This is a genomic window from Desulfoluna butyratoxydans, from assembly GCF_900699765.1.
GTDB lineage: Bacteria > Desulfobacterota > Desulfobacteria > Desulfobacterales > Desulfolunaceae > Desulfoluna > Desulfoluna butyratoxydans.
Map to the genome: position 1 here is coordinate 173099 of NZ_CAADHO010000008.1, position 16153 is coordinate 189251.

The window sequence follows — 16153 nt, forward strand, 5'->3', positions numbered from 1 at the left end:
AACAAGAGGTATGTATGGATAACCAAAAAAGCCTTCTCGCGTCCGGCGAAAGGCGCACCCTGATTCTGGCGGGCCTCATGCTTTCGCTCAGCGTCGCAGCGGGGATCGTCCCCTTTGTCTTTGTCATGGAATTGGTCCGCGAGCTGGCGGGTCCCGCCCCGGAGCGGCAGGCTGTGGTGCTTCTCCTATTGGGAATAGTCGCTGTCCTCACGGTAAAGGCGGTGTGTTACGGTGCAGCCCATGTGCTGGCCCACACCACCGCCTTCAGGGTCCTTTCCACCATCCGGCTCAAGCTGGTCCGGCACCTGGAGCGCATGAACATCGGCTTTTTCCACAAGCACAAAATGGGGGAGCTCACGAAAGTCCTCAACTTTGATGTGGAACAGGTGGAGCTCTACCTTGCCCACGGGCTCCCTGAAATTGCCTCAGCCATCCTCATTCCCTTTTGCGCCACAGCCATCGTCACCTTCATCGACTATCGACTCGGGCTCTGTCTCGTGGGCATCGTTCCCTTGGTCATCGTCACCAACCGGATTCTGCAGCGCCACTGGAAGGAGATGTTCGCCGCCTATTTCCTCAGCCTGAAGACCATGTCCGAAGAGCTCATGGAGTACATCGCCACCATTCCGGCCATCAAGGCCTTCAGCAAAACCGAGAACCGCACGGAGAAGGTGGTGCGGACCATGAACGCCTACAACGACTACGTCCGAAAAATGAGCCTGTCCATGGTGGTGCCGGCGGGCATCTCCGGGGTGATCCTCGAAGCAGGCATCGCCGTCCTCGCCGTCACCGGCTGCCTGCTGCTTCGCAAAGGCGAGATCACCCTGTATGAACTGGTCCTGGCCGTTTTTCTCGCCTCGGCATTCTGTGCGTCCCTGGCCCGGCTCTCCCTGTCCAAGCACTTCGGCATCGTCTTCAGGAATTCGTCGATGAACATCGCAAAGATCCTGAACGAACAGCCGAGGGAGTGCCCCCCCCCTGCCGACGGGAAACCCGGTGATATCCGGCTGGAGCAGGTCTCTTTTTCCTACGAAGGCAACCGCGACGCCCTCACGGATGTCAGCCTGACCATTCCCGGAGGATCACTGGTGGCCCTCACCGGGGTGTCCGGGGCAGGAAAAAGCTCCGTGGCCCACCTCATCATGGGTTTTTTCAAGGCGGACTCGGGCCGCGTCCTCATCAACGGCACCGACATCAGCTCCTTCACGGAGACGCAAATCTCGGCCATGATCTCCATCGTGCAGCAGGACGTCTACCTCTTCAACACCACCATCCGGGAAAACATCCGCATCGGAAAAAGCAAGGCCACCGATGCCGAGGTGGAAGCCGCCGCGAAAAAGGCCCGCATCCACGACTTTATCTGCGCCCTTCCCGAGGGCTACGACACCCTCACCGGAGAGAAAGGCACCCGGATCTCCGGAGGGGAGAGACAGCGCATCGCCATTGCCAGGGCCCTGCTCAAGGACGCACCCATCATCATCCTCGACGAGGCCACCTCCTCGGTGGATGCCATGAACGAGACCCTGATCCAGAAAGCCGTCAATGAACTGAGGTGCGGCAAAACCGTAATCATGATCACCCATCACCTCAGCACCATTGTCAACGCCGACCGGATTTTCCTCCTGAACAACGGCACGCTCGCGGGCCAGGGCACCCACGCAGAGCTTTACCGGGACAACGCCCTCTACCGGCACCTGTGGAACGAAAAATCCAGCGCGGACACATGGACCATCAAGGAGGCTCATTGACATGACCAGACCACCGTTTTTATCGGATATTGCCAGGCACCACCTGAAGCTCATGGCCCTTGCCACCTTCCTCTGGGTGCTCTGGTCTCTTAGCGGCATCGCCATCCTGGCGGTGATCATGCACATGATCTACGGGGTCATAACGGACGCCTCCACCGGCTCCATTGCCCTCCATGCCGCAGGGCTCGCCGTGCTCATCACGGCCAAGGGGTTCCTTTTCTCCGGGGCGGACATTGCCAAGCACTTCGCAGGATACGGCATCGTGGCAAGGCTCCGGGAGGAGATCACACGGAAAATGAAACGACTCTCCCTGGGCTACTACACCCGGGAGCGCCTGGGCAACGTCACCACCATCATCCATCAGGACATCGAAAGCGTGGAGATGGTCGTGGCCCACATCGGCAGCCGACTCATCAGCGACCTCATCGTGGCCCTCATAACCGGAGGCATCCTCTTTGCCGTCAATCCGGCCCTGGGCCTGTACATGGTCTCCCTTCTTCCCGTGGGCCTCATCGTGCTGGTGGTCGGGACACGGGCCGGGGGTAAGGGCATGGAACGAACCCGCGAAGACATGGCCGACATGGTCAGCCGTTTTGTGGAGTATGGCCGGGGCATCCCCGTCATCAAGGCCTTCAGCGACAACGACGCCATCCGCACCGGCCTCGAAAAAAGCATTGAGCGCTTCGGCATGAGCAGCAAAGCCTCTGCAAAAACCGCCGCAGCGGTCATCTGCATGTATCAGTTCTTCGTGGAGATGAGCCTGGCGGTCCTCATCGCAGGAGGGGCCTTCATGGTGCTGGGGGCTCGTCTCTCCATCCTGGAATACGCCCTCTTCCTCATCCTGAGCCGGGAATTCTACAAGCCCTTTGCCAACGCGGAGATGTACTGGCTCTACTACATCAAGGGCAAAGACAGCTACCACCGCATCCTGGGCATCACCCAGGAGCCTGCCGTGGCCTCCTCCGGCAAACACGAAAAGCCCACCCGGTTCGATGTCGCCTTTGAGGATGTGCAATTTGCCTACGACCGAGACGGGTTTGCCCTTTCAAACTGTTCCTTTACGGCCGAGGTCAACTGCCTCACGGCCCTTGTGGGCCCTTCGGGTTCCGGTAAAACAACCCTCACCAACCTGCTGCTGCGCTTCTGGGAGATCAACGGCGGTCGCATCACCATCGGCGGAACCGACATCCGGGACATGGACTACGACACCCTCCTCTCCTGCATCAGTATCGTCATGCAGGACGTCATCCTCTTTGGCGACACCATCTATGAGAACATCAAAATCGGCAACCGCACAGCCACCCCGGAGGAGGTGCACAACGCAGCCCGCAAAGCCATGATCCATGACTTTATCATGGGCTTGCCCCAAGGCTACGACACCCTCGTGGGCGAAAACGGGGTGGGCCTCTCCGGCGGGCAAAAGCAAAGAATCTCCATCGCCAGGGCCATCCTCCGGGACGCACCCATTGTAATTCTGGATGAAGCATCCAGCAGCCTGGACCCCGTCAATGAGCGGCAGATCCAGAAGGCCATCAGCAACATGGCCGAAAACAAAACGGTGCTGGCCATCGCCCACCACCTGAAGACCATCGCCAATGCCGACAAAATCGTGGTCTTCAACAAGGGGACCCTGGTGGAGGAGGGAACCCACGCCGAGTTTCTCCGGGAAAAATCCCTCTATCACAGCTTGTGGAAATCCCAGCAACAGGGGCAGGCGTGGGCTGTGAACAATTAAAATGACGCCTCCGGCGACCCTGCCGGGGGCCAACCTTTTAAAAATATTGCCAAACAGGTTTTACGAACGGTTTCGGCTCACGCGAACGTTATCGCTACGCCTGCCGCTTTGACCTGACGGATGTTTTTTTCTAAAAGCGACCCGCCGGAGGCAAGCTGAATCGGTACGCCAGGCGAAAAACAGTTTGGAACCAAAGGAGACCATCCATGCTCAAAGCAGCCATCCTGTCCATCTCGTTACTGACCATCATGGCAAGCGCGGCCATATCCCCTGCCCTGGGGATCATTGCCGCGGCATTTCCCCATGCAGATGCCATGCTTATCCGGCTCATCGTAACCCTGCCCTCCATGACCATCATCCCGGCATCCATTCTATCCGCAAGGCTCACACGGGTCCTGAAAAAGCGGACCATCCTGTTCCTGGGCCTTGCCCTTTACATGGCCGGCGGCGTCGGCGGTGGCCTGGTGTCGCGCATGGACCTGATCCTGTGGATGCGAGGCCTCCTGGGAATCGGTGTGGGGCTCCTCATGCCGGTATCCACCGCCCTGGTCTCCGATTTCTTCAAAGGCGAAGAGGCCGCCAAGATGACCGGATGGGTCACGGCCTCCAACAACCTTGGGGGCATCATCGCCGTGATCCTCTCCGGGTGGCTCGCCTCCTTCTGCTGGCGATACTCCTTTTTCGTCTACTTCCTAGCCCTGGTGGCCGCCTTCTTTGTGGCATGTTTCCTCCCGGAGCCCGAACGGCAGGCGCATATCCAGAAGAAGGGGGACAAACTGCCCTCCGTCACCTACCTTGCCGCAGGCGCAGCCTTTGCCATGATGACCCTTTTTTACGTCCTTCCCACCAACATCGCCCTGTTTATAAAGGAGAGCGGCTTGGGGAATGCGAAGACCGCCGGCCTGGCACTGGCCCTTGTGACAGGCTTTGCCTTTGTCTCCGGGTCCCTCTTCGCCAAAACCAAAGGGGTCTTGAACCACCTCATGGCCCCCGTCCAGATGGGCCTCATGGGGACAGGGTTCTTCCTGCTCTCCGGCTCGCCCACCCTTCCCCTTGTCTTTTTTGCGGTCTCCCTCATCGGCGCAAGCTTCGGGAACCTCTATCCCATGATCCTCCTCATGGTGGTCCACGGCGTTCCAAAGGCGCAGAACACCAAAGCCATGGCCATGGTCAGCATCTTTCTCTTTTCCGGCCAGTTCTTCTCCCCTCTGTTCTTCAGAGCCCTTGAGGGCCTGACACCGTCCCCGGGTATTTCCACCATCTTCGGATGTGCCGCAGGCTTTGCAGGGGCCGCTGCCCTGGTGTTTCTCCTGAAGGCCCTTCGGGACATGCGCAGCCACGTGACCGCCGGCGGCCCTCAGCACCCGTAACCCGAGCATGAAACATCCGCCCGCACCGTAGCTGCCGGGGGCAAAAATACCCCCGCAAGGTGTTTGGATACCCCAAGGCGACATATCAGGGCACCGCGTGTTGACGGGCATTTTTTCTACCTGCTAAGACTCTTTCTTCATCAAACTTCGTCAACCCTAATTTTCTTTAGTTTGCAAAACCCAAGGTGACAACATGAACAGACGCTGCGTCAGACAACTTTCGATCCCCCTTTGCACTCTCCTTATGGGCATGTTTTTTTCAGTGTCCTGGGTCCATGCCCAGGATGTTTCGGGCAGGGACATCATGGTCATGGTGGATGAGCGCCCCGACGGGGACGACCGCATCTCCGAGCTCTCCATGACCCTCATCAACCGAAGGGGGCGCCAGCGTATCCGCCAGGTTGTCTCCTGGCGCAAAGATTACGGCAAAGACACCCGAAAGCTCATGCGTTTCAAAAAGCCCGCAGATGTGGCGGGCACCGCCTTTCTCAGCTGGGACTACGACGACCCGGACAAGGACGACGACAGGTGGCTCTACATGCCTGCCTTGAGAAACACGCGCCGCATCAGCGGAGAGGCCACCAATGACTACTTCATGGGAACCGATTTTACCTATGACGACATGGGGGATCGCAACGTGGACGAGGACACCCACCGCCTCCTCAGGGAGGAGGCCCTGGAAGGGGTTGACTGCTGGGTGGTGGAGTCTGTGCCCGTGGATCCCACCGACATGTACACAAAAAAAATCAACTGGATCGACAAGGAAAAAGACCTGCCCCTGAAGACAGATTACTACGACAAGGACGGGCACTTAAAAACGTACACCGTGGACACCGTGGAAAAGATCGGAGGGTTTTGGACCGTCACGGCCATGCGCATGGAAAACAACGTGGAGCACCACACAACCCTCATGACCTTTCGGGATGTGCGCTATGACACCGGATTGAAAGACAGCCAGTTCAAGGTCAACGCCCTGACCCGGGGGCTGCGTCGATGAGGGTCGTGCCCCTGGCCGCAGCCGCCTGTGCTCTCCTGCTGGCCGCCACATGGGCAGGGGCAGAGCAGCTGCCCTTTGCAGGGTACCTGGAGACCCGCCATGCCGTGCAGGTAAAATCCCCCCACGAATTCCTTGCCTCGGAGACGCGGCTGAGGCTGGAAACCGAGGGCAGCCGGGACGACGCCGCCTTTTTCGCATCCATCAACGCCTCGGAGAACCACATTGATGAGGAGTCTTCGGAGGTAACCCTCCACGAAGGATACGTGGACTACGCAGGGGATGGCTGGGATGTCCGTGCAGGACGACAGATCATCATCTGGGGCAACTCCGACGGCCTCCAGGTAACCGATGTTCTCTGCCCCTCGGACTTAACCGAATACGCCACCCGGGACCTGGATGAGGTCCGCATGCCCATCGACGCCGTAAATCTCCGGTATACGGGTTCGGGTGATCTCACCATAGAAACCGTCCTGATTCCCTTTTTCGAGCCGGCGAAGCTCCCCGAAGCGGACAGCCCATGGCGCGTGGGCACAGGTCCCGACCCCACCCCCACCGAGCCGGACAACACGCTCGAAAATGGCGAAGTGGGGGTTCGGGCGAGCTGGTTCCTTCCCGGGGTAGACCTCACCTTTTCCTGGGCCCGCCTCTGGAACGACCTCCCCGCTCAGGTCGCCGCAGACACTGACCCCGAGCCTTTAGGCTATCGCCGCACCTCCTTTGCGGGCACCACCGTCTCGGTGCCCCTGGGCTCCCTTGTAATCAGGGGGGAGGCGGCCTGGTTCTCCAGTGCCTCCTTTCCATCGGCAGAGCAAGGGGCGCCGGATATAGAAAAGCCCCTGATCAAGGCCATTGCAGGCTGCGACTGGTACCCGGGGGAGAACTGGACCTTCACCGTCCAGGCCCTGGGGGAACACATTGTGCGCCACAACGGGGACACCACCCAGGACGAAGACCGGGGCCTTGTCACCCTCAGGGTGGCCAAAAAGCTGTTCCGGGAAAAGCTGGAACTCTCGGACATGGGCTACGTCACCCTCAACGACGGAGACCTCTTTAACCGTTTTGAAGCGGACGTTGAGATCACCGACGGATTTCACGCCATGGCCGGCGCAGATATCTTTGCAGGCACCCGAAGCGGCATCTACGGTCGGTACAAAGACAACACCCAGGTCTGGGTCAAAGCCAAGTACAGTTTCTAACTCACCTCAGGAGATTATCCCATGCTCAACCTTATCAAGATCAACCACGCGTTCCACCGCATGGCGGAGACAATCCTCCGCCTGAGGTGGGTCAGCATCCTTCTTTTTTTCCTCATCACAGGGCTTTGCGTCACCGGCATGAAGCACATCCGGTTCGACACCTCCTGGGACAACTGGTTCCTGGAAAACGATCCCATGAAAATTGCCGACGACGAGTTCAAATCCATCTTCGGCAACAACGAATACGTGGCCGTCCTCGTGGAGGTGGATGATGTGTTCACCCCGGAGGTGCTCACCGCCATCCGGCAACTCGGGGCAGAGCTCAAGGCCAGAGTGCCCTTCTCCGACGATGTGCTCTCCATCACCGACTGCGAGTTTACCGAAGGCAACGACGTGGGCCTGTCCATCTCCGACCTGGTCCCCGATCCGGTTCCCCAGAGCCCTGAAGAGCTTGATGTCATCCGCGCCAAGGCCCTGTCCCGGGATCTTTTTGTCAACCGCATCGTCTCCGACGACTCGCGCCAGACCTGGATCCTCCTGCGCATGAAGACCTACCCCGAAAAGTGGCGAAACGCTGAAAATGTGGGCCCGGACATCGCTGCCGGGGAGGTGGCCAGCCGGATCATCACCCAGGAAAAATACAAAATCCTCAACCCCAGGGGGGCGGGCCTGCCCCACCTTGCCTTTGACAAAACCGCCTTTTTCAAAAAAGAGACCGCCCGGAACATGCGCCTGTCCATCATTGCCACGGTCATCGTCCTGGCCCTGGCCATCCGGACCGTCACCGGCGTGGTGCTCCCCATGCTCATGGCCTTTTCCGCCTTTGTCATCACCTTCGGTATCCAGGGATACCTCGGCACAAAAATCGACCCCTCCATGATCCTGGTTCCCGTCTACTTAGGGCTCGCCGTGGCCATCGGCTATGCCATTCACCTCTTCGGGTTCTTCAACCGCCACTTTGCCGAAACCGGCAACCGGAAAGAGTCGGTGCTCTTTGCCGTGTCAGAGTGCGGCTGGCCGGTCTTTTTCACCGCCCTGACCACCATGGGCGCCCTGCTCTCCTTCCACTTTGTCCCGGTCCGTACCATCCGATGGGTGGGGTCCACGGCCTCGGCCCTGGTGGCCGTCACCTTTGTTCTCACCCTCTTCCTCGTGCCGTCGGTACTGAGCTTCGGAAAAGACCGAAAGCCCAAGGCCAGGCGCGCCCACCACCACACCACCGGACTTCTGGAGGTCCTCAGTCACAGGGTGCTTGCGCGTCCCACCACAACGGCTGCCGTGTTCATGACGCTTTTTCTCCTGTGTGCCGCAGGCATCTCCCGGTTCGAGGTCTCCTTTGACATCATCAAAAGCTTCGGCCTGAAAATTCCCTACGTGGCCAAAATCCATCATGTGGCCAACTCCAAGGTGGGCTCCCTCTACTCCTACGACCTCACCGTCACCTTCCCCGAAGCCGGCGATGCCAAGCTGCCGGCCAATCTGGAGACCTTTGCGGAGCTGATCCGGGAGGCCGAGGGGTACGAACTCACCAAGCGGGTCACCTCCCTCATCCCCATCATCAAGGACATGAACCGGTCCCTCCACAGCGGGGACGACGCCTTCCACACCATCCCGGAAAACCGGCAGATGGTGGCCCAGCTACTCCTGCTCTATGAAAACGCAGGCGGGGCCGAAGCGGAAAAATGGGTGGACTACGACTACCAGCGCCTGCGCATGCAGATCGAAATGGGGGATTACAACTCCGCAAAGGCCAAGCGGGAACTCGAATCCCTCAAGGCCCATGCCCAGACCCTCTTTCCCCATGCCACCATCGGCCTGGCCGGTTCCATCGCCAAGTTCACCTTCATGCAGGCCATCGTCTCCAGCGGCCAGCTCATCTCCTTTGCCATCGCCCTGGGCGTGGTGACCCTTCTCATGATGCTGGTCTTCGGCAGCGTAAAAATCGGCCTCATTGCCATGATCCCCAACATCGCCCCGGCCCTTGCCATCGGCGGGCTCATGGGATGGGGAGACATTCCCCTGGACATGATGACCATCACCATCATGCCCATGCTTCTGGGCCTTGCCGTGGACGACACCATTCACTTCATCAACCACTGCCGCCTGGAGTTCCAGAGGACCGGCAACTACGACACAAGCATCCGCCGCACCTTCAACACCATCGGGGTGGCCATCTGCATGACCTCGGTGATCATCACCGCCAACTTTTCGGTCTATACCACCTCGGTGGCCAAGGTCTACGTGCACCTGGGGCTCCTGACGGGCATCGGCATCCTCACGGCCCTGGCCGCAGACCTCTTTGTCACCCCGGCCCTTTTGCTGTGGACAAAACCCTTCGGCAAAGAGCGACAGCCCCTTGACGCCAAGGCCGAGAAGGCTCCCGATGTTCGCGCTCCAGGTGGGGCGCCTGTGCTGACGGGCTGCGCCCGTGAAACCCGGTAATCAACGCTCGAGGTGCCTCCGGCGGTCCTGCCGTGGGCTAACCATCCAAAACGGTTAACAAACAAATTCACAAAAACAGATACGGGCCAGTCAACATCACATTCGCAACCTGCTTTCGAGGTGGCCCACCTCGCCGCCGGAGGCAGGTTTCGACCAAACCATGGCCATGAAAGGAACTCCGATATGACGTTTCGATCCATTCTTCTTGCATGGGTTCTGGCGCTCTGCCTTGCTGCCACCGCCTCGGCCCATACCCTGTTCATGTCCGTCTACGACAACGAAGACGGCACGGTCACCGTGGAGGGGGTCTTTTCCACCGGCTCCGCTGCCTCGGCCGTTGAAATCCGACTTGAAGACCCCAGCGGAAAGGTTCTCTTAAAAAAACAACTCGACGAATTGGGGGAGTACACCTTCGCCCAGCCGTCGGGAGCCTACGACATCGTTCTGGATGCCGGGCCCGGTCATATCGTCCGGGAAGCCGGCCCGGAAAAGCCCAAGGACAAACACGCTAAATGAGGTACCCCATGAAAAAACAACTGGCGATCATCGCCACCGCAGCAGCCACCCTTCTCATCAGCGCCAACGCCATGGCCCACTCCCTGTGGGTCAATCTGGACAGTTCGTTTACCCACCCGCCGGGCCATGCGTTGTCCTCCATCGGCTGGGGTCACACCATGCCCCTGGACGATTTTCTGACATCAGACTGGGGAAATGTGGAGATTGGCCGGTATGTTCTCATCAGCCCCGATGCCAAGGAAACGGAGCTTCCCCTTCCGGTCATCAAAAAAGAGAAGGCAACCCGCAGCAACGGTGGCATGGACCTGGAGGGCGGGGACCTGGGCCTCCGCAAGTTCACCCTCACCGACAAAACGGAAAAAGGGACCTGGCAGGTGGTCACCGATTCCAAGATCACCTATTTTTCTCAGTACGTGGACAAAAAGGGCAAGGTGAACATGGCCACCAAGCCCATGGACAGAATCCGTGGCGCCGCCTCCTTCAACTTCAGCGCCCGCTACAAGGCAGAAGCAAAATCATACATGACGGTCGGCCAGTGGAGCCAGCCCGGAAAGGCCGGGCACGAGCTGGAGATCACCCCCACCTGCGACCTTTCAAATGTCCGCGTCGGCGACCTTGTCACCTTTGAGGTCACCCTTAAGGGGAAGAAACTCAACTGCGACATGGACGGCATGAACATCCTGAATGCCAGCAGCAACGCCTTCGGAGGGCCCGACCACTTCTGCCTCGCCTCCAACATCATGGACGGTAAGGCCCAGTTCCGCATCCCCGCGGCCGGAGCCTGGCGCATCAGCACCATGGTGCGCAAGGAAGTCACCGCCGACAATGAGCTCAAGGACCTGCAAGGCAAATGCACCACGGTCTACTACAGCTCCACCCTGACCTTGAAGGCCAAGCCTTAAGGGGCGGTACAAAAATCAACCTTACAAAAGCGATGCCTCCGGCGGCAAGGTGAGCCACCTTGAAAGCTGGTTGCCGCTGCGCTTTACCCCTCGCTTCTCGGGTTAAAGTGCAGCGGCATTTAGTCGTAAGGTGTGTATTTATTTTTTTTTATTTGGAGCATTCGTATGAACCTGAACGACATCCCGCCCGGGGAAACCGGCCGGGTAACCACCATCACGGCATCGGGCATGCTGGACAGGCGCCTTGCGGGCATCGGTATCTGCCGGGGTGCGGTGATCAAAGTAATCCGAAGCGCCCCCTTAAAGGACCCCATCGAAATTGAAGTAGAAGGCTGTTACCTGAGCATCAGAAGACGGGAAGCCACCTGCGTAGGAATGGAAAAGACATGAAGCAATGCACGCCCTTGGCGGCCCTGGCCGGTCAGCCCAACTGCGGGAAATCCACTGTGTTCAATGCCCTGACAGGGGCCAACCAGCACATCGCCAACTACCCCGGCGTCACCGTTGAAAAACGCTCCGGCACCCTGTCCGCCAACGGCACCCGGACCGCGCTGGTGGACCTGCCAGGAACCTACGCCATCACCTCCTACTCCCTGGAAGAGCAGGTGGCCTGCGATTTTCTGGTGGACTGCCGCCCAGATCTGGTGATCAATGTCCTGGACACCACCAACCTCAAACGCAGCCTTCCCTTAACCCTCCAGCTCATGGAACTCGGCGTGCCCATGCTGGTCAACGCCAACATGATGGATGCGGCCGAGGCTCGGGGAATTCGCCTCGACACCGATGCCCTGGGACGTGCCCTGGGCCTTGAGGTGATCCCCACGGCCATTAAAAAGGGCTCCGGCAAAGACGCCCTTGAGAGCGCCATCACCCGACACATGGCCCATGAAAGCACCACGGCTGACACGCACCTTGTCCACTACGGGGCGTTGGAACCGGCCATCGCCGACCTCTCCAAAAAGGTGATGGAGATGGCGCCGGAGACCCGGGGACAGGGCCGCTGGGTGGCCCTGAAGCTCCTGTCCGGGGACCACCGGGCCGACACCACCCCGGGACGGATCCTCTTACAGTTTGCCTCTCTCTTCTCCCTTGCAGACGGGCACCGCATCGCCTTTCGCTCCGACACGGGCATGGCCCCGTCCCGATACATTGCCGAAAAAAGGAGGGAAAAGGCCTCGGAGATTGCCGAGGCGTGCCTGTCCACCCAAACAAAACCAAAGCGCCCCTTGTCCGACCGCGTGGACGCCGTGGTCTGTCACCGTATCTTCGCCCCGGTCCTTCTGGTGGCTGTGGTCTGGCTCCTCTACCAGCTGGCCATTGTCCAGGGATACCGCCTCACCGGCCTCACCTGGCCCCTGCTCCTCAAGGGGAAAACCATCCTGACGACCCTGCTGCCCGATGCAGGCTTCATCCATGAGCCCATGGCCCGCGCCCTGGGACTCTGGGTCGCCGACAGCATCCTGGCCCTTCTCAACTACATCCCCATCTTCCTGATCCTCTTTGCCCTCATCGCCGTTCTGGAAGACAGCGGGTACATGCCCAGGATGGCCTTTATCCTGGACAAGATCTTCCACCGATACGGACTCCACGGGCAATCCACCCTGCCCATGGTTCTGGGCGGGGTCTATGCAGGGGGCTGCGCCGTTCCGGCCATCATGTCCACCCGGGGCATCCCCGACGACAGGGCACGCATGGCAACCATCCTCATCATCCCCATGCTCAACTGCCTCGCTAAAATCCCCCTCTACATCCTCCTCATCAATGCATACTTCCCGCAACATAAAGGTGCAGCCCTCTTTTTTATCTCCACGGTGACCCTGTTCATGGTACTCCCGGTCTCCAGGCTCCTCACGGCAACGGCCCTGGCCCGAAGGCCTGTGGCGCCGTTTATCATGGAGATGCCCGCCTATCATCTCCCCAGGATTCGCAGCGTCATCCAAAGCGCCGTCTCCAAGGTGTGGCTCTTCGTCAAGAAAATCGTCACGGTGGTGGCTGCCGTGGCCGTCATCGTCTTTGTGCTCATCGAGTTCCCGGGCCTGAGCGACGAACGCACCGCCCACTTTGACAGAAAAGCCCATGAGATCAAGGCAGCCTTTCTTGAAAAGACAGCAGAGAACCCCCTTGCCGTGGGCATGACCGAGGAGAGGGTCGAGGCCCTGGTCCGCTATGCCGACAGCTACAAATCCGCCCGCTTCGGCGCCTCAACCCCGGCAGCCAGGGAAAAAGTTGACGCGCGGTTCACAGACCTCTCTCCTGAATTTTTCACCATGGTCAATCCCGGGAAAAACCCGGACGGCAGGCGCATCCGGAGAGACCTTAAAAAGCTGATTCGCAGCAGAAAGAAACTGAAACACACCATGCAGCAGGAGGTGATGGAAGCCAGCTTCATCGGCATGGCAGGAAAGGCCCTGGAGCCTGTCACCCGCCACGCCGGATTTTCCTGGCGAATCAACATCGCCCTGCTCAGCGCCCTCATGGCCAAGGAGAACAGCGTGGCGACCCTAGGCGCCCTCTACCAGCCGGAAAGCGGCGGCCAAAGCGTCTCCGAAGGCATGAAAAACCGGGAGAAAGGGTTTACCCCGTTGCACGCCCTGGCCCTGATGCTCTTCATGGCCCTCTATCCCCCATGCCTGCCCGCGGCCATGATGGTCAAGCTCCAGACAGGGTCCTTTGCATGGATGGGCTTTTCCATTGTTTTCCCGGCATGTCTTGCCCTTGCCATCGCCTCGGGACTCTTCACCCTGGGCTCAGTCCTTGGCCTCACGGGTATGGAAGCCATGGCCGGGTTTTACCTGATGGCCCTCCTTGTCACTGTTACCGTGGGGCTCTTTCCATCACGACCCAAAGGGGCTCCACAGGTTTAGGTACCCCAAACTTTTTAGCAGTGCCTTAAAAAATATATTGACACACAATTTATCAGCCGCTAAAAACTTAGGGTGTTCAGGCCCTGAGTCGCCCGTCATTGTTGCGTTATTTTTCTTTTCACTATTCATCAACCTAAAGATAATTTCCCCATGGTTCATCATCCCACACCCACGAAACGCCAGAGGCGCCGTACGTCAAAACGGGTCGGAACGCTTCTCCTGTTGTCCCTGGCGGTCGGTTTCACAGGACCAGGCCTCACATGGTCCGACTCCCTTCCACTGGATGAAACCGTCCGCCAGGACATTTCCCTTGCCCACACCACCCAGAAACGGGAGGGGGCCTGGGAAAAAGAGCGCCGCGCCCTGGAGACGAAAATCTCCCGACTGGAGAGCACACAACGAAGCCTTCAGGAAGAGGTGGACGCCCTTCTCTGGGCAAACGGCCGCAAGGAAAAAGAGGCCGCCCGCTTAGACGGGGAGATCGCCAAGGCATCCCACCTCACCGAAGGGCTTTCGCCCCTTATCGCCGACGAGGCGAAGCGCGCGACCCAGGTGGTCACCCAGAGCCTCCCCTTTTTGAAAAACGAGCGGGAAACGCGCCTTGCCGCCCTCACCGACTGGGTCAAGGCACCGGCCACCAAGCAGGCTGAAAAGCTGGAGCGGCTTTTGGAGCTGTTCACCATCGAGACCCAGTTCGGCCACACCAGCGAAGCCTGGCAGGAAGAGATTGAGGTGGAGGGCGAGCCCATCACCGTCCAGCTCCTCAAGGTCGGGCGATTGTCCCTTTACTACCTCACCCTCGACGAAAAGGGGTGCGGGGTCTTCAGTCCGGAAAAAGGTGCCTATGAGCCCCTTCCCGCCAACTGTGCTCCCCACCTCAAGAAAGCCATCGCCCTTGCCCAGAGAGAGCGAAGTGCCGAGCTTGTCAGTCTGCCCATCGGGAGGATCGTGACCCCATGAAACGCATACTCATTGTTGCTGTCCTCTGCCTTGCGACGGCCACCGCGGCGTGGTCCGCAGACCTCCGGCAGGCCATGAAAAACGCCGAAACCGCCCTTGCCCAACGACAGAGCGCAGACCGGGAATCCCGCACCCGCATCGCCGGAGACCGGGAGAGCCTTACCCGTGAGATCAACCGCCTGGCAGCCGACATCAAACGGCTCAAGGCCCAGGTTGTGACAGAGACAAAACGCGGGGACGAGCTCACGACCCGGGTCACCGCCCTCACCGAAAAACGGAACCGCCTGGACAAGGAGGTGGGACGCATCGTGGCCATTGTGCGCACGGCAGCGAAAAACCTCCGTGATCTCTGCATGGCCTCCCCCTTTTCCGTCTTTGCCCCCGAGCGACTGGCCCACCTGGAGACCCTGGCCGACGGCACCCAGTTCCCCGGCATCACGGACCTGGAAGCCCTCTTCGGGTATTTCGCCGACGAGATCGCCCGGTGCAGCGAAGTGGCCATGCGCACCGCCACCGTCACCGGCCGGGACGGCATCTCCCGGGAACTGCCCCTGTTATCGGCAGGCCCCTTCATGACCCTGGCCGTCAAGGAGGAGGGCGCAGAACCCCTTCTCTATGCCCCAGCCACCCTCTCCTTCACCGAGCTTCCCGCACCGCCGGGACGCATTGTCGGGTGGCGGCTCAACCGGTACGTCAAGGGCAAAACAGACACCCTGCCCCTGGACCTGAGCTCCGGAGCGGCCCTGGACCACCTGCGACGCACCCCGAGCTTTACCGAACGCGTCCAGAACGGCGGTCCCCTGGTATGGCCCATCGTCCTCATCGGCCTGGCCGGGCTCTTCATCGGCATCGAGCGCACCCTGTTCTTGAAAAAGGTCCACGACAACACGGACAACACCATGGGCAAAGTCAACGAACTGGCAGGCTACGGGCAGTGGGAAGAGTGCGATCTCATCGTCAAGGAGCAGAAAACCACGCCGGTGTACAACGTCCTGAGAAAAGGGCTCCAGGCCAGGGGTGAACGACGCCAGGTACTGGAGACCATCCTCCAGGAGGCGATCTTAAAAGAGCTTCCCCGCCTGGAGCGATTCCTCCCCTTCCTCGGCATGCTCGGGGCGGTGGCTCCCCTGCTTGGCCTTTTAGGCACGGTCACCGGCATGATCGATACCTTTGAAGTGATCCACATCGCCGGTACCGGCGACCCACGCATGATGTCCGGGGGCATCTCCACGGCCCTGATCACCACCATGCTCGGACTTGCCGTGGCCATTCCCATCATGCTTTTGCACACCGTGCTGAACCGCCGGGTGGAGCACATCATCGGCGACATGGAAGAAAAAGCCGTGGCCCTGACCAACATCGTCCACCGGGAAACCATCGGCTGCTGCGCCCAGGGCTGCGCCAAACAGGTGAGGGCCTGATC

At 59.7% G+C, this 16153-nt stretch carries 12 protein-coding genes; all 12 read left to right on the forward strand.

What is annotated here, in order from left to right; translation table 11 throughout:
* Positions 1-14 precede the first annotated feature (14 nt).
* The 12 genes from MSL71_RS19805 (at position 15) to MSL71_RS19860 (ending at position 16151) form a co-directional block, all read left to right on the forward strand.
* Positions 15-1748: an ABC transporter ATP-binding protein gene (locus MSL71_RS19805; RefSeq protein ID WP_180143782.1), complete on the forward strand. Its 1734-nt coding sequence runs from the start codon at positions 15-17 to the stop codon at positions 1746-1748.
* Between the two features lies 1 nt (position 1749).
* Entirely contained in the window at positions 1750-3483 is a 1734-nt protein-coding gene (locus MSL71_RS19810) for an ABC transporter ATP-binding protein (protein ID WP_180143784.1), read from the forward strand.
* A 206-nt stretch (positions 3484-3689) separates the two neighbouring features.
* Positions 3690-4853, forward strand: coding sequence for an MFS transporter (locus MSL71_RS19815; protein WP_180143786.1), 1164 nt, complete (start codon positions 3690-3692; stop codon positions 4851-4853).
* Between the two features lie 193 nt (positions 4854-5046).
* Positions 5047-5850, forward strand: coding sequence for an outer membrane lipoprotein-sorting protein (locus MSL71_RS19820; RefSeq protein ID WP_180143788.1), 804 nt, complete (start codon positions 5047-5049; stop codon positions 5848-5850).
* Positions 5847-7046, forward strand: coding sequence for a DUF1302 family protein (locus MSL71_RS19825; protein WP_180143790.1), 1200 nt, complete (start codon positions 5847-5849; stop codon positions 7044-7046). Before MSL71_RS19820 ends, MSL71_RS19825 begins: the two co-directional genes overlap by 4 nt.
* A gap of 21 nt (positions 7047-7067) precedes the next feature.
* On the forward strand, positions 7068-9488 hold the full coding sequence (locus MSL71_RS19830; RefSeq protein WP_180143792.1) for an efflux RND transporter permease subunit: 2421 nt from the start codon (positions 7068-7070) through the stop codon (positions 9486-9488).
* 183 nt (positions 9489-9671) lie between these two features.
* The gene (locus MSL71_RS19835; protein WP_180143794.1) at positions 9672-10004 is read left to right on the forward strand and encodes a hypothetical protein; all 333 of its coding nucleotides are present in this window, start codon (positions 9672-9674) and stop codon (positions 10002-10004) included.
* 8 nt (positions 10005-10012) lie between these two features.
* Positions 10013-10906, forward strand: coding sequence for a DUF4198 domain-containing protein (locus MSL71_RS19840; protein WP_246317839.1), 894 nt, complete (start codon positions 10013-10015; stop codon positions 10904-10906).
* 165 nt (positions 10907-11071) lie between these two features.
* On the forward strand, positions 11072-11296 hold the full coding sequence (locus MSL71_RS19845) for a FeoA family protein (RefSeq protein WP_180143798.1): 225 nt from the start codon (positions 11072-11074) through the stop codon (positions 11294-11296).
* The gene (gene feoB, locus MSL71_RS19850) at positions 11293-13770 is read left to right on the forward strand and encodes a ferrous iron transport protein B (RefSeq protein WP_180143800.1); all 2478 of its coding nucleotides are present in this window, start codon (positions 11293-11295) and stop codon (positions 13768-13770) included. Before MSL71_RS19845 ends, feoB begins: the two co-directional genes overlap by 4 nt.
* 150 nt (positions 13771-13920) lie before the next feature.
* Positions 13921-14730: a DUF3450 domain-containing protein gene (locus MSL71_RS19855; protein ID WP_180143802.1), complete on the forward strand. Its 810-nt coding sequence runs from the start codon at positions 13921-13923 to the stop codon at positions 14728-14730.
* A complete protein-coding gene (locus MSL71_RS19860) occupies positions 14727-16151 on the forward strand; it encodes a MotA/TolQ/ExbB proton channel family protein (protein ID WP_180143804.1) in 1425 nt (474 codons plus the stop codon). The genes MSL71_RS19855 and MSL71_RS19860 overlap by 4 nt, the downstream gene beginning before the upstream one ends.
* The last annotated feature ends 2 nt before the right edge of the window (positions 16152-16153 follow it).

Coding starts and splice junctions, on each gene's coding strand:
- MSL71_RS19840 (WP_246317839.1), top strand. CDS start 10,013: ATGAAAAAACAACTGGCGATCATCGCCACCGCAGCAGCCACCCTTCTC.
- MSL71_RS19825 (WP_180143790.1), top strand. CDS start 5,847: ATGAGGGTCGTGCCCCTGGCCGCAGCCGCCTGTGCTCTCCTGCTGGCC.
- feoB (WP_180143800.1), top strand. CDS start 11,293: ATGAAGCAATGCACGCCCTTGGCGGCCCTGGCCGGTCAGCCCAACTGC.
- MSL71_RS19845 (WP_180143798.1), top strand. CDS start 11,072: ATGAACCTGAACGACATCCCGCCCGGGGAAACCGGCCGGGTAACCACC.
- MSL71_RS19820 (WP_180143788.1), top strand. CDS start 5,047: ATGAACAGACGCTGCGTCAGACAACTTTCGATCCCCCTTTGCACTCTC.
- MSL71_RS19805 (WP_180143782.1), top strand. CDS start 15: ATGGATAACCAAAAAAGCCTTCTCGCGTCCGGCGAAAGGCGCACCCTG.
- MSL71_RS19835 (WP_180143794.1), top strand. CDS start 9,672: ATGACGTTTCGATCCATTCTTCTTGCATGGGTTCTGGCGCTCTGCCTT.
- MSL71_RS19855 (WP_180143802.1), top strand. CDS start 13,921: ATGGTTCATCATCCCACACCCACGAAACGCCAGAGGCGCCGTACGTCA.
- MSL71_RS19830 (WP_180143792.1), top strand. CDS start 7,068: ATGCTCAACCTTATCAAGATCAACCACGCGTTCCACCGCATGGCGGAG.
- MSL71_RS19815 (WP_180143786.1), top strand. CDS start 3,690: ATGCTCAAAGCAGCCATCCTGTCCATCTCGTTACTGACCATCATGGCA.
- MSL71_RS19810 (WP_180143784.1), top strand. CDS start 1,750: ATGACCAGACCACCGTTTTTATCGGATATTGCCAGGCACCACCTGAAG.
- MSL71_RS19860 (WP_180143804.1), top strand. CDS start 14,727: ATGAAACGCATACTCATTGTTGCTGTCCTCTGCCTTGCGACGGCCACC.